The organism is Paenibacillus sp. FSL H8-0048, assembly GCF_038002825.1.
Taxonomy (GTDB): Bacteria; Bacillota; Bacilli; order Paenibacillales; family Paenibacillaceae; genus Paenibacillus_AQ.
Window position 1 is genome coordinate 5,328,767 of the sequence record NZ_JBBODF010000001.1, and the last position, 22,298, is coordinate 5,351,064.

Genomic DNA, 22,298 nt, shown 5'->3' on the forward strand with positions numbered 1-22,298 from the left:
TGTATGTAAATATGTCTAGTGGGATTGCTCTATTTTTTATGAGCATACCCTTTTGATATTTGTCAAAGATTTAAGATAGCCTTAATTTCTGTTGAAGTTATCTATATTTGATATGCTCACATATAGATTGAAATAAGAAACTCGAGGTACCCCATGAAATTTAAAACGGTCAGTGTGCATATTGTTACTTATAACAGCGCAGATGATATTGCGGAATGCTTGTCTGCTGTGCTCAATCAGGATTATCCGGTCAAAAAGATTGTGGTGGTGGATAATGCGTCCACGGATGGATCGGTGGAGAAGGTTAGGGCGTTCTATCATGAGCTTACTCAGGGATCAGCGCGTATGCTTATTGATCCGTTACACTCCGTAGACGCAGCAGGAATCTCATCACATACCGCAGCCTCAGCCAACTATGTAGGAAGTTTGGAGAGCCCTTCTATCCCAACCCTCGTCCTCCTAGAAAATGAACATAACACCGGCTTTGCCCCCGCGCACAATCAGGCGATTGCCGGGACTACGACCGATTATGTGCTGGTGTTGAACCCGGACCTTACGCTGGCCCCGGACTATATCTCCAAGCTGATCGCACGGATGGAGGCCGACTCCCGGATCGGGAGTGCCACAGGCAAGCTGCTTCTGAAGGCGGACCATGCGCTGGTGGATAGTACCGGACTGCGGATGAATAAGGCGCGGCGGGCGTTTGACCGTGGGGCGGGAGAGTCTGCTGACCAGTGGAATGATTCAGGTGAAGTATTCGGTGTCTCTGGTGCAGCGGCGATGTACTCGCGGCGGATGATTGAGGATATTAGCGTGGAGGGGGAGTTTTTCGACGCTGATTTTTTTGCGTATAAGGAAGATGTGGATGTGGCTTGGCGTGCAGGGCTGTTCGGTTGGAAGGCCTACTATGATGCGGCGGCAATAGGCTACCATGAGCGGGGCTGGAAGACTTCTGGCCGAAGCAGCAAGGCGATGTTCATCAAGCGGATCTCTTACATTAACCGCTACAAAATGATATACAAGAACGAGTCCTCCCGCACGCTGCTGCTCACTCTGCTAAATTCTCTGCCTTACGAAATCGCAGCACACGGCTACTCTCTACTAAAGGAGCCTAAGCTGCTGGGAGCCTGGACTACATTTTTCGCACAGAGAGCTACTCTTAAGCGCAAGCGCCGGTATATTCAGGAGAGGATCAAGCGCAAGATTGGAGAGGCGAAATGAAGAGCATTTTCAACAATCTTGAGACAACTCGATCATTAGTGGACGCTGGCTGCTATTCGTAATGAGGCGTACCTTGAACCGGCTCATTAGCCTTGTAAAAACCTCCCTGAATAGGCGCTGCCTATCAGCGGGGGTTTTGTGTTATAATAATTGTCGATAGATTACTATTTTTGTCAGGAGAGTATAGCAGTGAATGTAGATGTTAGTATATTGATTCTAAATTACAACACATGCCGCCTGACGATGGATTGTCTGAGGTCGGTATATGATTCGGAGACAAGCTATTCCTATGAAATTATTCTAGTAGATAATAACTCCCAGGATGACTCGGTGGAGACGATAAGCAAGGAGTTCCCGGAGGTGCTGTTAATCGCCAATTCGGAGAATGTAGGCTTTGCCAAGGGGAATAACCAGGGCATGGAGGTAGCGTCCGGGCGTTATGTGCTGCTGCTTAATTCAGATACCGTGATCCGCAAGGATACGCTGGAGACGATGCTGGCGTTCATGGACAGCCGTCCGGATCTTGGCGCGTCCGGGTGTAAGGTGATTTTGCCGGATGGGTCGCTCGATAAGGCCTGCCGGAGAGGGTTCCCGACCCCGTCTGCGTCGTTCTATTATGCCTTTGGCTTCAGTAAGCTGTTCCCCGACCGTCCGAAGTTCAACGGCTATCAGCTCGGGTATCTGGACCCGAATGACGAATATCCGGTAGATTGTCTGGTGGGAGCGTTCATGCTGCTGCGCCGGGAGACGATTGAGCAGGTGGGCGGGCTGGATGAGTCTTTTTTCATGTACGGAGAAGACTTGGATTGGTGTTACCGGATCAAGGAAGCCGGCTGGGGAATTTATTATTATCCGCAGACATCCATCGTACATCTGAAGGGTGGCAGCGCGCGCCGCAGACCGTTCAAGATTGTGTATGAGTTTCACCGGGCGATGATTTTATTTCATAAGAAGCATTATAGCAGCCGTTACAACAGTATGATAAATGGAGCGGTTTATGCGGGCGTCGGCGTTAAGTTCACACTATCGCTGCTGCGCAACGCATTGATTGCCCCGCGTAAGGTACCTACACCCGCACAGAGTCTGAATGTTCCCGGGGAAGCCGGTATCCGCAATGAATCGAAGGCTGAGGTGAGATTATGATTCGCCGGAATCAAAAATTTTTGACCCAACTATATATGGTAGCTGACTTCCTCGTGATTCAGATATCCTTCCTTGCAGCCTGGTGGCTGAAGTTCAAGAGCGGCTTGCTGGAATCCTACCGGACGCTGCCTATAGAATCCTATGGGTACTGGAGTATCATCTACGGGGCCATAGCCGTACTGATTGGTATTGTAGTGTCTCTATATTTGCCTAAGCGGAAGAAGCGGTTCATTGATGAATTCCTGAAGGTTTTTCAGGTGCATGCCATGGGGATCTTCATACTGCTGGGCCTGATGTTCTTCCTGAGGGAGATTGATATCTCCCGGCAATACCTGGCGATCTATATGGGCTTCAATATTCTGTCCATTATGCTGTACCGTTATGTGCTGAAGAAGATGCTGAAGTCGCTGCGTGAAAAAGGCTTCAACCGCCAGTTCGTCCTGATTCTTGGTGCAGGCACATTGGGTAAAAGATTCTATAACAACCTGGAGCAGTATCCGGAGTTGGGCTATGAGGCTATTGGCTTCCTGGATGACTTCCATCAGTGGGATGGCATTGAGGAGCAGCGGTATAAGCCGATTCTGGGCACAGTGGATCAGCTGGAGGCTATGCTGGAGATGCTCCCTGTCGATGAGGTCATTCTGGCGCTGCCGCTGGATGCCCACTCGAAATATCCGGCTATTATTGCTACTTGTGAGAAAGCCGGGATGCGGACGCTGATTATCCCCGACTTCTTCGATTACCTGCCGGCCCGTCCGTATTTCGATAACTTTGCCGGGATGCCGATGATTAATGTGCGCGATATTCCGCTGGATATGGCCGGGAACAAAATGGCGAAGCGTGCGTTTGATATTGTGTTCGCCTTGTTCGCAATCATCATGCTGTCTCCCGTGATGCTGATTGTAGCGCTCGGAGTGCGCCTGACTTCACCGGGACCGGTGATTTTCAAGCAGGAGCGGGTGGGCCTGAACCGCCGTAATTTCATGATGTACAAGTTCCGATCCATGAAAATGCAGACGGACGGTGAAGTGGACACAGGCTGGAGCACGAAGGATGATCCCCGCCGGACCCGCTTTGGCACGTTTATCCGCAGAACAAGTCTGGATGAACTGCCGCAGTTCTTCAACGTGCTGTTCGGGCAGATGAGTGTGGTCGGTCCGCGGCCAGAGCGTCCTTACTATGTAGAGCAGTTCCGTGGCGAGATTCCGAAGTATATGGTCAAGCATCATGTGCGGCCGGGGATTACCGGCTGGGCTCAGAGCAACGGTCTGCGCGGGGATACCTCAATTGAGGACCGGATCAAGCATGATATTTTCTATATCGAGAATTGGTCGCTGCTGTTCGACATCCGGATTATTGCCAAGACGATCCGTAACGGGTTTAAGAACGCTTATTAATACACGGTCTTATCTATATTATATTCTCCGCTAAAAAACGGTTGCTGCCCCTTGAGGATGACACAGCCGTTTTTGCTTTTTTAGCAGACACTCTCTACTACTTGCAAAGGAGACTGCCATCATGAAGAGAACAAAGCTTATTGCTTCTATTACTATGATCGGGGCTGTTGCACTTCTGCTTATACTGACGCTTGGAGGAAAAGAAAAACAGCCGGCTACCGGCTTCGCAGCCCACAGGGTCATTGCCCATGCCATGGGCGGAATCAATGACAAGGCGTATACCAATACCAAGGATGCTTTTATCGCGAACTATGAGCAGGGGACCCGGATCTTTGAGGCGGACCTGCTGCTGACCAGTGATGACGAGCTGGTAGCCCGCCATGAATGGACCACAGGTATGAGTAAAAAGCTGGGTCAACAAGAGGTCCTTCCTCCCGACAAGCAGGGGGAGGTGCTGACTCACGATGAAGTGATGAACAGCCCGGTGCTGGAACTCTACTCTCCGCTGGATATTGAGAAAATCGTCAATCTGATGGAGATCTACCCGGATACCTATATTGTAACGGACACGAAGGAGCTGGAGCCGCAGCAGGTAACGAAGCAATTTCAGCTCATTGTAGAAGCGGCCCGGAAAAAGGACCCGGCGCTGCTGGAGCGGATTGTTCCGCAGATTTACAACCGGGATATGCTCGAGGTTGTGAAGCAGGTGTACGATTTTCCGGAAATCATCTATACCCTATATCAGACTGAGGACAGCGACGAGGTGGTCATTGAATTCGTCAAGCAGACCGGCGTGGACATCACGATGCCGACAACCAGGGCTACCAAGAGCTTCGTGCATAACTTGAAAAAAGCGGGCGCCAGAGTCTATGTGCATACCGTGAACGATGAGCAGGAAATTGTGGAGCTGTCCCGGCTGGGCGTCAACGGATTCTACACTGATTTCGTCCCGGAAAATGATTTGAACCGGATCAAGGGTCTCCGCTGATCGGGGAGAAGTCCAAGGCTAATATGCGAAAAAATGTTCGCATTTTGTTCTCTTTTAAATTGACACTCCCCTTCGTACTGACTTAGACTAGAGATACGGATTTTTGCGTGCGCAGGAGTGTGTATATTCACTTAGATGAACAATGAGGATGGACAAGGATGAACGAGATGCGGCAAATGATCAGGCCATGGCGGCATGTATTCAAGCTGGACCCGGACCGTGTGCTTGGTGACAAGGAGCTGGCCGCGGTCTGCCAGTCGGGAACCGATGCGATTCTCGTAGGCGGCTCTACCGGCGTGACTTATGAGAATACGGTGAGTCTGCTTGCGAGAATCCGGCAGTATGACCTGCCTTGCGCGCTGGAGATCTCGGATCTGGAGGCCGCTGTGCCCGGTTTTGACCTGTATATGATTCCCATGGTGCTCAACACTGACGATACTTCATGGATTCTCGGCCATCACCGCCGGGCGATTGAACGCTTCGGCAGTCTGATCCCATGGGAATTGCTGCTGACAGAGGGCTATATTGTGCTGAACAGCGATTCCTCGGTTGCGCGCCTGACCGGTGCGGACTGCTCGCTGGATGTGGCTGGTGCGGGAGCCTATGCGCAGATTGCAGACAAGCTGATGAACCTCCCGGTGGTCTATCTTGAATACAGCGGACGTTACGGAGATCTGGAGATTGTGCGCGAGGTCAGGGAAGTGGTTGAGCACAGCCAGCTTTTCTATGGAGGCGGAATTACAGGTGCAGAGGAAGCCATGCATGTAGCCGCGCTATGTGATACAGTAGTGGTCGGCAATATTATTTATAGTAATGTGGAGCAAGCGCTGTTGACGGTCCAGGCTGTGCGGGATACTCCGCGGATGGACTGGTAGAGTTTATAGATCTTGATATAGCTTTTATTCAGAAAGGAGCATGTAACACATGCAACTTGTTAACATACAAGACGCCGTAAGCCGTCTGAATCCCCCGCAGCGTCAGGCTGTAGAAGCAACTGATGGACCCCTGCTCATCATGGCTGGCGCAGGCAGCGGCAAGACCCGCGTGCTGACCCACCGGATTGCCTGGCTGATCGCGAACCGTAAGGCACCGCCTTGGGCGATTCTGGCGATTACGTTTACCAATAAAGCCGCCCGGGAGATGCAGGATCGTGTCTCCAAGCTGGTAGGGCCGGAGGGCCGGGATATCTGGGTATCCACTTTTCACTCCATGTGTGTGCGGATTCTGCGGAAGGATATTGATCAGATCGGCTTCACCTCGAATTTCTCCATTCTGGATTCGACAGACCAGCTGTCCGTCATCCGCAATTGTATGAAGGATCTGGATATCGATACCAAGAAGTTCGAGCCGAAGGCCATCCAGGCCGTGATCAGCACGAACAAGAATGAGCTGATTACACCGGCGCAGTATGAGCAGAAGGCCGGCGATTATTTTGAAGGCTTGGTTGCTAAGGTGTACACCAAATATCAGCACCGGCTGAGAAGCAATAACTCTCTGGATTTCGATGACCTGATTATGAAGACGATCGAGCTGTTCAAGGAGAAGCCGGATGTACTGGATTTCTATCAGAAGAAGTTCAAGTATATTCATGTCGATGAGTATCAGGATACGAACCGTGCGCAGTACATGCTCTGCCGGATGCTGGCTGAAGGCCACCACCGGATATGCGTGGTCGGGGACAGTGACCAGTCGATCTACCGCTGGCGCGGGGCGGATATCTCGAACATTCTGAACTTCGAAGAGGATTACCCCGAAGCCCAGACCATTCTGCTGGAGCAGAATTACCGTTCCACCTCGAACATTCTGAATGCCGCCAACGGCGTCATTGCCCTCAATACGGGCCGCAAGCCGAAGAAGCTGTGGACGGACTCCGACGAAGGCGCGAAGATCAAGGTGTTCCGCGGTGACACTGAGCATGACGAAGGATATTTTGTCACCGGGGAGATCAGCAAGAATGTGAAGCAGGGACAGGCTTATCAGAACCATGCGATTCTGTACCGTACGAACGCCCAGTCCCGTGTAATAGAAGAAATTCTGATCAAATCGGATATTCCCTACCAGATCGTCGGGGGGATCAAGTTCTATGACCGTAAGGAAATTAAGGACCTGCTGGCGTATCTCCGCTTGCTGTCTAATCCTGATGATGATATCAGTCTGACGCGGATTATCAATGTTCCAAAGCGCGGGCTGGGGGATACAACCGTTGGCAAGCTGGCGGCAGCGGCTGCTTCTCAGGGCGTCTCGATTTTCCGGGCGTTGCAGACAGTGGATGATCTCGGATTCGCCGGACGGACCCGCAACACGCTGGTGGAATTCTACGATATGATCGAAGCGTTGCACCGGATGGTGGAATTCCTCTCAGTGACAGAGCTGACGGAGAAGATTCTGGAGTTGTCCCAGTACCGCCTTGAATTGCAGAATGAGAATACGCTGGAATCCCGTTCACGCCTGGAGAATATAGACGAGTTCCTGTCCGTGACGATGGAATTTGAGAAGAACAATGAAGACAAGTCGCTGGTCTCCTTCTTGACCGATCTGGCACTGATCGCGGACATCGACAGCGTGAACGATGATGAGGAACGCAGTGATGCGGTGGTGCTGATGACGATGCACAGCGCGAAGGGGCTGGAGTTCCCGACCGTCTTCATCATCGGGATGGAGGAAGGGGTGTTCCCGCACAGCCGTGCCTTCCAGGACAATGATGAGCTGGAAGAAGAACGCCGGCTGGCGTATGTGGGCATTACCCGTGCGGAGAAGCAGCTGTTCCTCAGCTGCGCACGGATGCGCACGTTGTTCGGGCGGACGAACGCGAATGCGCCGTCCCGCTTCCTGGAGGAGATTCCGGAGGAGCTGAAGGAAGATACCGTCCGTGAATCGGACCGCTTCCGGCGCGGAGGCGCGGAGGCAGGCGGTGCCTATGGCGGCCGGGGCTTCGGGGGAAGCGGAGGCAGCCGGGGGAACTTCGGCAGCCGCACCGCTGCTGCCGGGAACGCGCCGGGAGGCGGCGGGTCCGCCAGCTTCGGCAGCGGCAGCTCGGCCAGCGCGGTGCCTGGCGCGGGCCGTGTGGTGGTAACGACCGGAGGCGCGCAGCGCACGACGGGCGGGGCCGGGGCGGCTGCGGAGGCCGGAGGCTTCAAGGCGGGCGACAAGGTCGCCCACGGCAAATGGGGCACCGGCACCATTGTAGCCGTGAAGGGCAGCGGCAACGATACGGAGCTGCAGATTGCCTTCCCGGCACCGGTAGGCGTTAAGCGCCTGCTGGCCGGCTTTGCGCCGATCACCAAAGTTGAATAAATCAAGCTTGCGATTAACGGCAGTGCTTTTGGATCACGCTAACCGTAGGAAACCCATTTGACGGAGGGATGTGCCGGATGGATATTATGTTCACGATGGAAGAGCTTGTTGCCGAGCTGAATCAATACAATTATCACTACTATACGCTGGATGCCCCGCAGATCAGCGACAAGGAATACGATGTACTCTACGATAAGCTGGTAGCACTGGAAGCGGAGAGCGGAATTGTATTGCCGCATTCCCCGACCCAGCGGGTAGGCGGGGAGCTGCTGAAGGGCTTCACACCGCACCGCCATCTGGCACCGCTGTGGAGTCTGGATAAGGCGCAGAATATTGAACAGCTTCGTACCTGGAACACCCGTGTGCTGAAGCTGGTGAATGATTATAATACCAAGAACCCGGACAATCCGCTGCCGGAGCCGTGTTATGCCGTGGAGCTGAAGTTCGACGGCTTGACGCTGAACCTGACCTATCGTGACGGGGCGCTTGTACAAGCAGCTACCCGCGGCAACGGGGTGACAGGCGAGGGGATTCTGGCCCAGGTGAAGACGATTAAGTCCGTTCCGCTGAATATCCCGTTCAAGGAAGGCGTTATTGAAGTGCAGGGCGAGGGAATTATGAACCTGTCTGTACTGGCGGATTATAATACCCGCGCAGCAGAGCCGCTGAAGAATGCACGCAATGGTGCGGCGGGCGCGCTGCGCAACCTGAATCCCAAGATGACTGCCGACCGCAGGCTGAATGCTTTCTTTTATAATGTGGGGTATGCAGAGGGCGTGCAGTTTGGCGATCATCAGGAGATGATGGATTTCCTGCGCAGCAACCGGTTCAAGGTTAACCCTTACCTCAACTACTTCAGCAATTTCGATGATGTAACCGAGCAGCTGGCCGAGATTGAAGAGAGCCGTTCCGGTCTGGATTATCTGATTGACGGAGCAGTGATTAAGGTCACGGACTTCCGCATCCGTGAGGCGCTGGGCTATACCGACAAGTTCCCGCGCTGGGCGATTGCCTATAAATTCGAGGCGGAAGAGACCACAACCATTCTGGAATCTGTAAGCTGGAATGTCGGACGCACCGGCAAAGTGACTCCGCTCGCGCGGGTGGAGGCTGTAGAACTAGCCGGGGTTACGGTGCAGAACTGCACCCTTAACAATGTGGGCGATATTGAGCGCAAGAATCTGAAGTTTGCACTGGGCACACGGGTGTTCATCCGCCGCTCCAATGATGTCATCCCGGAGATTCTGGGCAAGGTGACAGAAGAGAGTGACGGCGGGGAGATTCTATTCCCTGAGGAGTGCCCGGCCTGCGGGTTCCCGCTGGAGATGCGCGGCGCTCATCTGTTCTGCAACAACAAGCTTGACTGCAAGCCGCAGATTGTCAGCCGGATTACCCATTTCGCGTCCAGAGATGCGATGGATATTGAGACGTTCAGTGAGAAGACGGCCGCTCAGCTGCATGAGGAGCTTAGTGTACGGGAGCCTGCGGATCTGTATGAGCTAACCTTCGACCAGCTGGTGAAGCTGGAGCGGTTCGGAGAGAAGAAGGCGGCGAATCTGCTGAAGGCACTCGAAGACAGCAAAGGCAGAGATCTGGCATCCTTCCTCTATGCGCTCGGCATTCCTAATACCGGCAAAGCCACAACAAGAATGCTGGCCGACCATTACCGCAGCCTGGAAGCCGTTATGTCTGCTACAGCGGAGGAGCTGGCCGGGCTGCCGGATATCGGGGGGATAGTGGCGGAGAGCATCGTGAACTATTTTGCCGACCCGTTCGTAGTGGTAAGCATCGACCGTATGCGGGCGCTGGGCGTAGAGGCCAAGGCTCCAGAAGCTCCGCGTGTAATTGCTACCAACTCTTACTTCAGCGGTTTAACTGTTGTACTCACAGGTACGCTGCACAAAATGACCCGCGAAGAAGCCGCCGAACGCCTGGAAGCTCTGGGAGCCAAGGTATCCGGCAGCGTCTCCAAGAAGACTGACCTCGTCATCGCCGGGGAGAAGGCGGGCAGCAAGCTGGCCAAGGCCCAGCAGCTCGGTATTCAGGTCATTGAGGATGAAGATGAGCTGATCCGGCTGCTGGAGCTGTAAGTTGGGAACGATCGACGGATAGAGTAGTTATACGGAGTCCTGTACTTCCTTTGCCTAACGGCAGCGGGGGGACAGGGCTTTTTATATATGAACACTTGATAATTTAATACAACTCCATACTTATTTTGACAGTTAGTTAATCTTTCCAAGGTAAGCTTGGGATTAGAACCGTCACAATGAGGAAGGGGTATATGATGAACAAGTTAATGAGAGGCATGATTGTTGGAGGATTGGCGGCAGCCGTAGTATCAGGAGCAACCCTTGCAGGTGCGGCCAAGAGCCCGGGAAGTGCCGGGGGCGCTGCCAAGGCCCAGTCTAAGAATCTAATCGTTCTGATCGGCGACGGCATGGGCCCGGCCCAAGTGTCTGCGGCAAGATATTTTCAGCAATATACCAAGGGTGTCAAGCACCTGAACCTCGATCCATACTACGTGGGACAAGCTACTACATATGCAGACCGGGGAGAGGACAGCGGTAAAATCGTATCCGGGATCGTCACAGACTCCGCCTCAGCCGGTACTGCATTTGCTACAGGCCATAAAACCTATAACGCGGGCATCAGCGTCTCTAATGAGGATGTCTCGAGGCCCTTTGCTTCTATAATCGAAGCTGCGGAGAGCGCGGGCAAGGCCACCGGCCTTGTGACCACTGCCCGTATCACCCATGCCACACCAGCTGTATACGCATCTCATGTCCGTAACCGTGACAATGAATCGGCGATTGCCTCGCAGTATCTGGAGAGCGGTGTAGATGTGCTTATGGGCGGCGGGAAGCAGTTCTTCCTGACCAAGGATGAGAAGGGCAAACGTACGGATAAGAACCTGCTGCCTGACTTCAAAGCCAAAGGGTACACGGTTGTTGAGAATACCACAGCCTTAAATGCGCTCACTTCCAAGAATACCAAGGTGTTAGGCTTGTTCGGTAACTCCCATGTGGCGTATACTCCAGACCGCACTCCGGAAATTCCGAGCCTCTCGGCGATGACCTCCAAGGCCCTGAATATTCTGTCCACCGACAAAGACGGCTTCGTTATGATGATTGAAGGCGGGCGTATCGACCATGCCGGTCATGCCAACGATCTGCCGACCCTCGTGCAGGAAGCGCTCGACTTCGACGCAGCCTTCAAGACAGCCGTTGATTTTGCGAAGAAAAATGGAAATACCTCCGTGGTCGTTACGGCTGACCATGAGACAGGCGGCCTTTCCCTCTCGCGTGATAATATCTATGAGATCAACATCGATCTGTGGAACAAGCAGAAGCATTCCTCCGAGAGTCTGGCAGCCGATCTTGAAGCCGCACAGACACCGGAAGAGATCCGCAAGATCGTAACGGCAAACACCTGGATTACAGATCTGACGGATGAGGAAGTTACCCAGATTATGAATGGCGACGGTTCTTCCTACAAACGTGAAGGCGCATATAATGCAGTGATTTCCAAGCGCTTGCTGGTCGGCTGGTCGGGTCATGGACACTCTGCGGTGGATGTTGGGGTATGGGCGTATGGCCCGATTGCGGACAAGGTGAAGGGACAGATCGATAATACGCAGATCGCCACTGTAGGAGCAGGAATACTGGGACTGGATCTGAACAAGCGTTCCGCCGAGCTGCAGTCGAAATATGTCTATCCGAAGTTCAAAATCAGCCGCGACAACGAAGTGCTCTACCCGGCACAGGCTCTGGTGAAGGCGCTTGGAGGAACCTATACAGGAAGCACTTCTGCTGCAAAGCTTACTATTGGAAAGAATACGATTGAGGTCGATCTGACCGGTAAAACAGCGAAGCTGAACAGCAAACCGGTCGCATACACGGTGGATGTGGATAACAACGTACTCTACCTTCCGCTTAGTGCGTTCAACCAGTTGAAGGGCACGACCTTAACCTGGGATGCCTTGTCCGAGCGGATTGTCCTCAGATAGGAGTGGCACTTATTGCTCCAGATTCAGAATGTAACCAAACAATTCAAAGTGGACGGCAGAGCTGTGCCGATTCTTGATATCCCGCTTTGGAAGGTTGAAAAGGGAGAGCGCGTAGCCATTACCGGACCCAGCGGGTCCGGTAAAAGCACACTTTTGCACCTGATCAGCGGCATCATGCGTGCAGATGGCGGCAGAATTACTGTAGATGGACAACCGCTTCACGAGTTAGCTGAGGCGAAACGCGATGCCTTCCGTGCTTCTGCTGTCGGCTATGTGCTGCAGGACTTCCATCTGATTCCCTCGCTGACCGCACGGCAGAATGTCGAAATTGCTATGACGGCCCGGCTTCCGCACAAGGAGCGGCGGCGCATAGTGGACGGCTGGCTGGAGCAGGTGGGCCTGGAGGACCGCGGAAGGCAGCTGCCTTCCCAGCTCTCACGCGGGCAGCAGCAGCGCGTTGCCATTGTAAGGGCCATGGTCAATCACCCGCCGCTTCTGCTGGCAGATGAACCGACAGGCAGCTTGGACTGGGAGACTGCCGATGAGATATCCTCTTTGCTTTTGGAGCTTAGCGCAGCGCATGGACACACCTTAATCGTGGTAACCCATGATCTCAATATGGCTGAACGGTTTCCGCGCCGCTTAAACATTCAAGATATCAATGAAGTACGCCGGGAGGTATTCCCCCGGCAGCGGTCTTCGTTCAGCGGGATAGACAAGGAGGGGATTTTACTATGAGCCTGTTCCGGCTCACCCTCCGCAATGTGCTGCACCGGCGGTTCCTGTCTCTGCTTACCGTGTGCGCCGTGGCGATTACAGTTGCCTTTATTGTCTTACTTGTTCTATCCCGTCAGAGTGTTGAGCAGGGGGCCAAGAAAGGCTATGGGCCCTTTGATCTTGTCATAGGAGCAGCGGGCAGTGAGACACAGCTGGTGCTCAATACCTTTTATCATATCGGCGCACCAACCGGGAATATCCCGCTCGCTGTACTGGATGAGGCACGGCGTGACCCGTCTGTGGAAGCCGCTTATGCAATGACCACGGGCGACAACTACAAGGGCTATCCAATTGTCGGGGTAGATTCCGGGTACTTCTTCACCCGCTACGGCGGCAGCAGACTACAGGAAGGCAAGATGTATGCCGATACTGGCGATACGATTGTAGGAGCTTATGTCGCCCGGTCCCTGGGACTGAAGGTAGGCGATACCTTTGCGGGGGCGCATGGACTTGTGCAGGGAGAAGACCACGAATCCGCAGCTCCTGAGCATGAGGAGGGTCATGATGAGGAGCATGCAACCGGAGAATCAGGCGGGCATGCTCATGAGGATTTTCGGTATAGGGTAGCGGGTATTCTTCCAGAACTCCATACTCCGGATGACCGTGCGGTCTTTACAACGGTGGACTATGCCTGGGCTGTACATGGGCTGGCGCCTGAGGAGCGGGAGATTACGGCAGTGCTGGTTAAGCCGGCTAGTCTGCTGGGGGCTCATGATTTGAAGCAGGCGTTCGATGGCAGCAGCGGTGTTCAGGCGGTGTATACCAGCAAGGCTGTGTCCGATGTGTTGAATGCAGTGGATCAGGGCTCACGCCTGCTTGGAATGCTGACGTCCATATGTGTGCTGCTCGCAGGTATTGCGATTCTATTATCTCTTGTTGCAGCAGCCTCAGAGCGGACCAAGGATGTTGGAATACTGCGTCTTCTCGGAAAATCAAGGGCTTACGTATGGCTCTCCCTGACCACAGAAGGCCTGCTGGTGACTGCAACCGGACTCATCGCGGGGCTTGTAATCGGTCATCTAGGCGCTTATCTGCTAAGGGATATGCTCTTCTCGCAGGCGGGCATTCAAATTGAGCCCTACCACTGGACACCGGAGCATTGGCTTATTGTCTTTGGGGCGCTGGCTATCGGCCTGCTGTCCTCGCTTGGACCAGCCTTCCGGATGTACCGGATGCATCCGCTTGCCTTGTTCAAATCATAGGAGGTACGTTCAATTGATACGACTACAAGGAAGAAAGCTTCTGCTGGCGGGAGCTGTGACAGGTATGCTGCTGCTTCAGGCATGTGGCCAGAATGCTGCTACCGAAGGCAACGGAGAATCCTTTGCAGCAGTGGCGGAAGCTCCGCAGAGCACTGCGGAAGTCCCGGCGGAAGCACAGATATCCGCCGCCCCTTCCCCGCAGGCCAATGCTCCAGTTGCCAAGGGCGGAGCTGCGGCATCCGCTGCTCCATCCAAAGGTGGGGATGCCGTCCCTAAGGTGACGGTTACGTCCAAGCCGTCTCCCGCTCCAACTGCTGCACCTGTTGGAACGGCTACCCGGCAGCCTTCCGGGAAGACTGTAACTACTCTCCCGAGTCCCTCCGCCTCTTCTTCTGTACAAAGCCCCCGCCCAGCGGCAGCGCCTAAGGGTAATGAAGGGAGCAGCGCTGGAGCAGAGCCCGTTAAGTCTGATCCAGCTCCGGCGTTAAGCCCGTCTCTATCCCCTACAGCTGTAGCGGCTAGGCCAGCTACGTCAGGGACTTCTTCCACAGGAAATACAGCCATAGACTGGAACGGTTTTTTTGACGGAGACGATCAGACCCGGCCCTCAGAGCACTTCTGGGACCTCAGCGGACAGCAGGTCACTATTAAGGGGTTCATGGGTGAGGTGCTTTCTTTTGAGAAAAACTGGTTTCTGCTTATTCCCGAACCGGGTGCAGAGTGTCCGTTCGATAATGGGGATGAGACCTACTGGAACAAGATTATGATCGTGTTTGTTCCTGAAGGCAGTAAGCTCCGCCACACCTCAGGTCCGCTGGAAATATCGGGGCGCCTGGATGTCGGCATCAAGATTGACGAGTCCGGCTACAAAACCATGTTCCGCCTGTACGACGCTTCCTTCAGAAGCCTGTAATCTATCTGCAAGCACAAAAAACCTCCAAATCCCTAATTGGGAGCGGAGGTTTTTTAAATTAACTAGAAGGTGGATGCTACATTATACCCGCTTCGCACCCGGCAGCCAGGCATCCTTATCGTACCCCCGCTGTTCCCAGTACCCGACATAATCTTCATTGATTAACTCAATCCGGTTCAGCCATTTGACTGATTTATAGGCATACATTTGCGGAGTAACGAGACGAACCGGCCCGCCAAGCTGATTGGGGATAGGTTTGCCATCGTGCATCACGGCCACCATGATATCGTCCATCCTCGCCTGATCCAGAGTGAGTGAGTCCGTATAGACACCGTCTCCCGAGTAGAACTTGACCATGACGGCCCCAGGCTGCACACCGGCCATATCGAGCAGCTTCGAGAGGGGGAGGCCCTCCCATGTATTTTTGTACACAGACCAGCCTGTCACGCAGTGAAAATCACTGACCTGCACCTCGCGCTGCAGCTTGACGAACTCTTCCCAGTTCCAGCTCAGCTTCTTATCCACCAGGCCATCAATGGTAAAAGACCAGTTGGAGTTATCGAACGCGGGAATAGCCGTGACCGTATATACGCGAAAGCTGCCCTCGGCTCCCCCGCCGATAGGAGGTGCTGATTCCGGCAGCGGAACAGGGTCGGGAATCAATGCATTGGCATTGGTTGCCGCATAGTCGGCTGCACCCGGAAACTGCAGGGATTTACCGATCCAGCGGACAAAAGTAGGGCCGAGCGTGACGGCAAGCCCTGCGCCTACCGCAACCTTAATGAACCCGCGGCGTGAATACATAGGCTGGGCTTCAGAAGGAGCCCCAGGCTGCGCCCGTCCAGCTTCTGCCACAATCGTGCGCTTCTTGGGCTCCTTCAGCCACTTCACCCGGGTAATGGAGTGATAGATGATGACTGGAAGGCCAACCCAGGTCAGCAGATCATGGATGAATAACGCAGTATTCGCTGCTCTCGGCCCGGCAAGCCTGAATTGCCAGAGCACAACCCCTGAGATCAGCCAGCCGGTCAAAAGCGTCAGCACGAAGAGGACGTTGGCCTTTTGCGCAGGTTTACCCTTGAGCCGTTTCCAGTGCTTCGCCGCCAGGAGCAGATAATAGACCACAGGGATCAACAGCGCCAGACCGAACACGATATGGGCCCATTTCAGCCACACTCTGCCTTCACCCAGCAGCTCTCTCCAGAAACCGCCCACCAGCATCAGACCGCTAACGGCAAGAATTAAGACCAGCCAGGCATTCCACAAGTGAATCGAGACGAGCTTCTTTCCGTATCCCTTGCGGATGCCGGTCAATATTTTTTTCACCTGCAGCCCCTCCCGTTGATGAATAAGTGTCCAACATCATTATTAATTTAAGTTTTAACTAATTGTACCGCAAAAAAACACCGCTGAATAATATTACCCCGATTAAGCCCGGCCGTATGGTTGCCTTCGCTGAACTTTTTCTTATAGACTAATGGAAAGAGCTGAGGAAAGGATTAATTGACCGTGAACCAAGAAACGATACTGCTGGTGGATGATGAAGTGGAGATTGTGGAACTGCTGGATATCTATTTTCGCAATGAGGGGTACCGGCTGCTTAAGGCATTTGACGGAAGGGAGGCGCTTGAATGCCTTGGCAAGGAAGAGGTGGATCTCATTATACTGGATGTGATGATGCCACAAATGGATGGGATTGCCGCCTGCATGAAGATTCGTGAAGAACGCAACATGCCAATTATTATGCTCTCCGCCAAGAATGCCGATATGGACAAAATCCTAGGACTCAGCATCGGTGCAGATGATTATGTGGGCAAGCCGTTTAATCCGCTGGAACTGGTTGCGCGGGCCAAATCGCAGCTGCGCCGTTACCATAAATTGAACCGCGGCACTTCTGCCAGAACGAATGAGCATGAACTGATCTTTGAAGATTTGCTGATAGATACACTTCGGCATGAGGTAAGTGTGGATAATCGCAAGGTGAAGCTGACACCCCGCGAGTTTTCTATCCTGGAACTTCTGGCACGGCATCAGGGACAGGTGCTCAGTATGGAGCAGATTTATCTGAAAGTGTGGAATGAGCCTTTTCTGGATGGCGGCAACACCGTGATGGTGCATGTCCGCAATATCCGCGACAAAATCGAGCTGGACGCAAAGCAGCCCCGCTATGTGCAGACCGTATGGGGCATTGGCTACAAACTGGATCATCCATCCTGAAAGCTGAGGGGAACTGTAGTGAACACCAAATATATAAGCACCATCCGCTGGAAGTTTATCTGGGCCTTTGTGCTGAGCATTTTGTCGGGGGGAGCTCTGGCTTTGGCTGGCTATCGGCTGGTCCATTCCTTAGTGTATCTTGAGCCGGCGGAGCCCTCCGCGCTGTACTCGCTTACTTTGAAATGGATCATCAACCATATCGGTTCAGCGCCGCTGATGACTGCTGTCGGGATTGCCAGCTTCCTGATTTTCTTCTTCATCTATACGCGTAAAATCGTCTCGTACCTCGAAGAGATCACCAGCGGTATCCAGCAGATCACGAAGCTTGATGAATCGCACCGGATTGAGGTTCGAACGTCGGACGAGCTGGGGGTACTTGCAGAGAACATCAACATTATGTCTGAGCGGCTACAGCATTCGCTGCTGGAAGAACGCAAGGCTGTTGAGTCTAAAAACGAGCTGATTACCGGTGTATCACATGATCTCCGCACGCCGTTGACCTCAGTGCTTGGGTTTTTAGAATATATTGAGCAGGACCGCTGCCGGGAAGAGACGGAGATACGTTACTATGTAGGGATTGCCTATCAGAAGTCATTGGTGCTGCGCAAGCTGATAGACGACTTGTTTGAATACACGCGGGTTAACAGCAGCAGACTGCCGTTAGTGCTGGAGCGGCTCGATCTCAAAGCATTTATGCGCCAGCTTGCGGAGGAATCGGTTCCGGCACTGACCCGTGAAGGCATGACTTATGAACTGCAGGATGATACCGAATCGCTGTGGATTGAAGCGGCTCCTTATGAGTTGGTACGTGCGTATGAGAATCTGATTGCCAATGCGATCCGGTACGGGAAGGACGGAAAACGTCTTGAGATTGGACTCAGCCGTGAAGGTAACGATGCAGTTGTGCGGATCAGCAATTTCGGCGAGATGATTGCGGAGGGGGATCTTCCACATATTTTTGAGCGGTTCTACCGGGCGGAGCGCTCCAGATCGCAGATTACCGGGGGATCGGGATTGGGTCTGGCGATTGCCAAGGGAATTGTGGAAAGGCATCATGGGGAGATTACGGCTCACAGCACCAGATCCCGGACTGACTTTGTTACCCGATTTCCGGTATCCTCCTGACAATCTTCAGTATTTCTTAAGAAGTGGCAATGGTGTTTCTTAAGATTTAGCCGATATCCTTGGGCTATGGGATGAGACCCGGGGAGGCAGGAGAAATTGGCTGATGTCAAAAATACACACGATCCGCACACTTTACCTCTACATATTCTGCGGTAGCGCTTTGCTTAGTGCATTGCTGTTGCTGCTTATGCGGGGGATTTTTACTATGCTCTATTCCTGGTATACGCCGGAATCGACTGCGCTGTTTGTCCGTTCCATGCATTGGGTCATCAATCATATCGGCGCAAGACCAGCGGCTGTCATGATGTTCACCGCCCTATGTGCAGGACTGTTCCTGCTCCGTTCACACAGAGCAGCCAATGATACCACCGCGCTGCTGCGCGCCGCAGAGCAACTGGCGGTTCACGGCTCCTGTGAGCTTAAGGACCTTGAGGTGCAATCGGGTGGGGAATTCAGACGGCTGGCCGCTAGTCTGCACCGGATTCATCAAGCCGGATTGCGGCCAGCAGCGGCCCCTGCACCACAAATACTAATGCGGGAGCCGGATGCACAAGAATTCATGGCGCTTATTTTACGGACACGGGCGTTGATCCGCACGCTGGAACTGACTGTGGGGGAGTCAGAGGAAGAGGTCAATAATATCCCTGCTGCAGTTCTGCAGTTGCTGGCGATGGCTAAGCACGAAGCGTTGGGAATGGAAAAGATTCTGGAGCATTGGACTCGGCAGGTATGAGAACAGGACGGAGATCGCTGCTGCGTATTTGCTATGCCGTTTTTGATCTGACAGTCATCCTTGCTATTCTCATGCTAGCAGGAATTATTTATATGAGTCAGTATGGAAAGCTGATGCTGGAACGTTATCCGGAGAAAATGATTTTACCAGAATCAAGTGTCATTATGGCCTCTGACGGAACAGTGTTGCGGAGAATACCGCTGCCTGAGTCAGGCTATCGAATTCAAGCAGGACTTGGAGAGATGCCGCAGCTGCTCATCGATACGTTCATTGCTGTTGAGGACCGGCGCTTTTACAGTCATACGGGTCTGGACTATCAAGGAATATCCCGCGCATTAGTCAACAATACCGTACATATGGGGGTATCGGAGGGCGGAAGCAGCATCACTCAGCAGCTGGCAAGGGGGTTGTATCTGAACCGGGGACAGAATCTGCTGCGTAAGCTGAACGAGGCCTCAATAGCGTTGGCGCTGGAGAAGCGGTTATCGAAGGATGAGATTTTGCAGCTGTATCTTAATCAAATTTATATGGGGCAAGGGCAATATGGGGTGAAATCTGCAGCGGAGCGTTATTTTGGTATAACTGATCTGAAGCAGTTGGAGATTGGACAGATCGCAACACTGGCGGCTATTCCCAAAGGGCCTTCCATCTATAACCCGGCAGACAACATTGAATTGTCAGCAGGCAGAAGAGATCTGGTCCTGCGGATAATGCAGCAGCACAAGCTGATAACAACCGGGCAGATGATGGCAGCAATGAAGAGCACCTACGTACCACCGGTTAAGGATAAGACTGAGATAGTCGGGACGTCCTATATGGATGCGGCAATTCAGGAAGCAATGCGGCAGACAGGATTATCGCAAAAGGAGCTAAGCACAGGCGGATATACACTGGTGACGGGCATGAATATTGAGGCGCAGCTGGCTATGGAGCGGGCCTTCTCACAGGAAGAGGCATTTCCGCCGGATGGCAAAAACCAGAGAGCTGAAGCAGCCATGGTCATCATGGACCAGCGGACCGGTGAAGTGGCTGCACTGTTGGGCGGGAGAAACCCGCGTACAGGCGGTCTGAACAGAGCCGTAACGCCTTCCCGGCAGCCAGGCTCAGCACTCAAACCCATTATAGATTATGGGCCGGCGCTGGAGAGCGGGAAATATACGCCGGACAGTCTCCTGCCTGACATTAAAACAACCTATGGCAGCTACAGACCCGCTAACCTGAACGGAGTATACCGTGGGCAGGTGAGCATGAGGGTAGCCCTGCAGCAGTCCATCAATGCCCCTGCGGTATGGCTGCTGCATCAGGTGGGGGTCAGCTACGCCCGCGGGTTTGCTGCCAAGCTGGGGGTAGAACTCGGTGTAGAGGACAATCATCTGGCTATTGCCCTTGGAGGTCTGCATGGCGGCGTATCCCCGCTCACGATGGCCCAGGCATACACTGTCTTTGCGAATGGAGGCATTCTTAACAAGGCATATCTGGTACGTAGTATCAGGGATACGCAGGACCGGGTAGTTTACTCGCATGTCTCTGCGCCGCAGCAGGTCATTTCGGCGCGAACCGCAGCGGATATGACCGGAATGCTCCGTCAGGCGGTGAGTGAAGGGACGGGCAAACGGGCGCGAATGGAGGTTACGGTCGCCGGTAAGACAGGAACCACGCAGTTGGATCTGCCGGGAGTTCCCGGCAAAGCCAACCGGGATCTATGGTTTGTAGGCTATACCCCGAGATGGACCGCAGCGGTATGGATGGGCTTCGACCACTCTGATCCGGATAACTATATGACTGCCGGCAGCGGGCTTGCGGCTGCTATGTTCTCCAAGGTTCTTTCGATGCTATGAATAGTTGTGCTTATTCGGCAGCCCATTCCTCCAGCTTCTTGTCACCGGGCAGCAGCAGTGCCAGCAGGCCGAGCAGCGGCAGGAAGCCGCAGGTCACGAACACCGTGGCGATTCCGATGGTGTCGATCAGGTACCCGATTACGACAGAACCAATTCCGCCCAGCCCGAAGGCAAGGCCGGTAATCAGACCCGAGACCGTCCCGATATTGCCCGGATACAGCATCTGCGCGTAGATCACAGTGACGGAGAAGCTGGATAGCAGAATGAACCCGGAGATGATCAGCAGCACAGCCGCCCAGAACTGGTTCACAAAAGGCAGGGCCAGCGCAAACGGCACCGTCCCGATCATCGACACCAGAATAAGATTGCGGCGGCCGAAGCGGTCTGCAAGCGGGCCCCCGAAGAAAGTGCCGACAGCGCCGGCAGCTAGATAGATGAAGATATAGATCTGTGCCTTATCCAGCGTCATCCCGTATTTGTCCATTAAATAGAAGGCATAGTACCCGCCAATGGAGGCGCCGTACCAGGACCGCACGAATACGATGAAGACCAGAATAACCGTTGTAATCAGAATGCGTTTGCTGCGGGCAGGGTCGATAGAGCGTGCCGCCGACTTTTTGCGGAAGGTGTATCCGGCATCCAGCATTTCCCGGTACCAGCGGGCCACATAGGCTTGTATGGCGACTCCGGCAGCGGCGATAACGGTGAAGCCGAGCGCACCCATCTGACCGAAGGGAATGAATACCCACTTCATTAATAGTGGACCCAGGGCCTGACCGGCGTTGCCGCCCACCTGAAAGATAGATTGTGACAGCCCCTTGCGCTGACCGGCAGCCATATGAGCCACGCGCATGCCTTCCGGATGGAACGCAGCGGATCCGAAGCCCACCAGCATTACGGACACGATCACTAATACATAATTACCGGCAAAAGCGAGCAGGAACACTCCTGCAAAGGTGCAGCACATCCCCAGCGGCAGCAGAATCGGACGCGGCTTACGGTCAGCGGCGAAGCCAATAATAGGCTGAATCACCGAGGAGGTGAGGTTCAGCGCAAATGCTATCCAGCCGATCTGGGTATAGGAGAGCACCAGATTATCTTTCAGTACAGGGAACATCGCCGGAATCAATGCCTGAATGGAATCGTTGAATAAATGAACAAAGCTGACAGCGAGCAAAATGCGGTAGATGGTAGCCTGCTGCAGATTGCGTGATTCCCCCAGAGGGCCGGGTGGAGCTTGAGGCAGGGTCTTGTTGGACATTTGAACTCCTTTCAGGAACAACTAATAAGTAAGCTAACTATGGATATGAAGATAAATTCTATTGTAGCGACAAATGAGGCATTATGGGAATCAATTTGTGCAGGGAAGCGGTCAACTATTCATTATTAGCTCAAAAAAAAGGGGGGGGCTAATCATCATTTGAAAAAAAGCTTGCAAAGGCTT

Annotated in this window: 17 protein-coding genes; 15 read left to right on the top strand and 2 right to left on the bottom strand. The window is 53.5% G+C overall.

Annotated elements, in window-relative coordinates:
- Nucleotides 1-153: 153 nt before the first annotated feature.
- The 11 genes from NSU18_RS22825 (at nt 154) to NSU18_RS22875 (ending at nt 14,941) form a co-directional block, all read left to right on the top strand.
- A complete protein-coding gene (locus NSU18_RS22825) occupies nt 154-1,221 on the top strand; it encodes a glycosyltransferase family 2 protein (protein ID WP_341150138.1) in 1,068 nt (355 codons plus the stop codon).
- Between the two features lie 189 nt (nt 1,222-1,410).
- Complete coding sequence (locus tag NSU18_RS22830; protein ID WP_341150139.1) at nt 1,411-2,364, top strand: glycosyltransferase family 2 protein; 954 nt, start codon at nt 1,411-1,413, stop codon at nt 2,362-2,364.
- Complete coding sequence (locus NSU18_RS22835; protein ID WP_341150140.1) at nt 2,361-3,761, top strand: undecaprenyl-phosphate glucose phosphotransferase; 1,401 nt, start codon at nt 2,361-2,363, stop codon at nt 3,759-3,761. The genes NSU18_RS22830 and NSU18_RS22835 overlap by 4 nt, the downstream gene beginning before the upstream one ends.
- Before the next feature lie 121 nt (nt 3,762-3,882).
- Nucleotides 3,883-4,749 (top strand): phosphatidylinositol-specific phospholipase C/glycerophosphodiester phosphodiesterase family protein, encoded by an 867-nt coding sequence (locus NSU18_RS22840; RefSeq protein ID WP_341016342.1) that lies wholly within the window; start codon nt 3,883-3,885, stop codon nt 4,747-4,749.
- 167 nt (nt 4,750-4,916) lie between these two features.
- Entirely contained in the window at nt 4,917-5,624 is a 708-nt protein-coding gene (locus NSU18_RS22845) for a heptaprenylglyceryl phosphate synthase (protein WP_341151087.1), read from the top strand.
- A 49-nt stretch (nt 5,625-5,673) separates the two neighbouring features.
- Nucleotides 5,674-8,043: a DNA helicase PcrA gene (gene pcrA / locus NSU18_RS22850; RefSeq protein WP_341150141.1), complete on the top strand. Its 2,370-nt coding sequence runs from the start codon at nt 5,674-5,676 to the stop codon at nt 8,041-8,043.
- Between the two features lie 77 nt (nt 8,044-8,120).
- Nucleotides 8,121-10,133: an NAD-dependent DNA ligase LigA gene (ligA, locus tag NSU18_RS22855; protein ID WP_341150142.1), complete on the top strand. Its 2,013-nt coding sequence runs from the start codon at nt 8,121-8,123 to the stop codon at nt 10,131-10,133.
- Between the two features lie 194 nt (nt 10,134-10,327).
- Nucleotides 10,328-12,049, top strand: a complete 1,722-nt coding sequence (locus NSU18_RS22860) for an alkaline phosphatase (RefSeq protein WP_341150143.1) — start codon at nt 10,328-10,330, stop codon at nt 12,047-12,049.
- Nucleotides 12,050-12,061: 12 nt separating this feature from the next.
- Entirely contained in the window at nt 12,062-12,787 is a 726-nt protein-coding gene (locus NSU18_RS22865) for an ABC transporter ATP-binding protein (RefSeq protein ID WP_341150144.1), read from the top strand.
- Nucleotides 12,784-14,028: an ABC transporter permease gene (locus NSU18_RS22870; protein WP_341150145.1), complete on the top strand. Its 1,245-nt coding sequence runs from the start codon at nt 12,784-12,786 to the stop codon at nt 14,026-14,028. The genes NSU18_RS22865 and NSU18_RS22870 overlap by 4 nt, the downstream gene beginning before the upstream one ends.
- A gap of 13 nt (nt 14,029-14,041) precedes the next feature.
- Complete coding sequence (locus NSU18_RS22875) at nt 14,042-14,941, top strand: hypothetical protein (RefSeq protein ID WP_341150146.1); 900 nt, start codon at nt 14,042-14,044, stop codon at nt 14,939-14,941.
- Nucleotides 14,942-15,022: 81 nt separating this feature from the next.
- Here the strand turns inward: NSU18_RS22875 and NSU18_RS22880 are convergent, their stop codons facing one another.
- On the bottom strand, nt 15,023-16,267 hold the full coding sequence (locus NSU18_RS22880) for a molybdopterin-dependent oxidoreductase (protein ID WP_341150147.1): 1,245 nt from the start codon (nt 16,265-16,267) through the stop codon (nt 15,023-15,025).
- A gap of 183 nt (nt 16,268-16,450) precedes the next feature.
- Between NSU18_RS22880 and NSU18_RS22885 the strand changes: the two genes are divergently transcribed.
- The 4 genes from NSU18_RS22885 (at nt 16,451) to NSU18_RS22900 (ending at nt 20,854) form a co-directional block, all read left to right on the top strand.
- Nucleotides 16,451-17,158 carry a response regulator transcription factor gene (locus NSU18_RS22885; RefSeq protein ID WP_341151088.1) on the top strand — a complete coding sequence of 236 codons (708 nt, stop codon included), beginning with the start codon at nt 16,451-16,453 and terminating at the stop codon, nt 17,156-17,158.
- An 18-nt stretch (nt 17,159-17,176) separates the two neighbouring features.
- Entirely contained in the window at nt 17,177-18,283 is a 1,107-nt protein-coding gene (locus tag NSU18_RS22890; protein ID WP_341150148.1) for a sensor histidine kinase, read from the top strand.
- Between the two features lie 103 nt (nt 18,284-18,386).
- Nucleotides 18,387-19,016 carry a hypothetical protein gene (locus NSU18_RS22895; RefSeq protein ID WP_341150149.1) on the top strand — a complete coding sequence of 210 codons (630 nt, stop codon included), beginning with the start codon at nt 18,387-18,389 and terminating at the stop codon, nt 19,014-19,016.
- A 92-nt stretch (nt 19,017-19,108) separates the two neighbouring features.
- Complete coding sequence (locus NSU18_RS22900; RefSeq protein ID WP_341150150.1) at nt 19,109-20,854, top strand: transglycosylase domain-containing protein; 1,746 nt, start codon at nt 19,109-19,111, stop codon at nt 20,852-20,854.
- A 10-nt stretch (nt 20,855-20,864) separates the two neighbouring features.
- Here the strand turns inward: NSU18_RS22900 and NSU18_RS22905 are convergent, their stop codons facing one another.
- On the bottom strand, nt 20,865-22,115 hold the full coding sequence (locus tag NSU18_RS22905; protein WP_341150151.1) for an MFS transporter: 1,251 nt from the start codon (nt 22,113-22,115) through the stop codon (nt 20,865-20,867).
- Nucleotides 22,116-22,298 lie beyond the last annotated feature (183 nt).

What these genes read in the sequence shown, in the direction of transcription:
- NSU18_RS22835 (WP_341150140.1), top strand. Translation starts at nt 2,361, where the DNA reads ATGATTCGCCGGAATCAAAAATTTTTGACCCAACTATATATGGTAGCT.
- NSU18_RS22905 (WP_341150151.1), bottom strand. Translation starts at nt 22,115, where the DNA reads ATGTCCAACAAGACCCTGCCTCAAGCTCCACCCGGCCCTCTGGGGGAA.
- ligA (WP_341150142.1), top strand. Translation starts at nt 8,121, where the DNA reads ATGGATATTATGTTCACGATGGAAGAGCTTGTTGCCGAGCTGAATCAA.
- NSU18_RS22825 (WP_341150138.1), top strand. Translation starts at nt 154, where the DNA reads ATGAAATTTAAAACGGTCAGTGTGCATATTGTTACTTATAACAGCGCA.
- NSU18_RS22845 (WP_341151087.1), top strand. Translation starts at nt 4,917, where the DNA reads ATGCGGCAAATGATCAGGCCATGGCGGCATGTATTCAAGCTGGACCCG.
- pcrA (WP_341150141.1), top strand. Translation starts at nt 5,674, where the DNA reads ATGCAACTTGTTAACATACAAGACGCCGTAAGCCGTCTGAATCCCCCG.
- NSU18_RS22860 (WP_341150143.1), top strand. Translation starts at nt 10,328, where the DNA reads ATGAACAAGTTAATGAGAGGCATGATTGTTGGAGGATTGGCGGCAGCC.
- NSU18_RS22840 (WP_341016342.1), top strand. Translation starts at nt 3,883, where the DNA reads ATGAAGAGAACAAAGCTTATTGCTTCTATTACTATGATCGGGGCTGTT.
- NSU18_RS22900 (WP_341150150.1), top strand. Translation starts at nt 19,109, where the DNA reads ATGAGTCAGTATGGAAAGCTGATGCTGGAACGTTATCCGGAGAAAATG.
- NSU18_RS22895 (WP_341150149.1), top strand. Translation starts at nt 18,387, where the DNA reads ATGTCAAAAATACACACGATCCGCACACTTTACCTCTACATATTCTGC.
- NSU18_RS22870 (WP_341150145.1), top strand. Translation starts at nt 12,784, where the DNA reads ATGAGCCTGTTCCGGCTCACCCTCCGCAATGTGCTGCACCGGCGGTTC.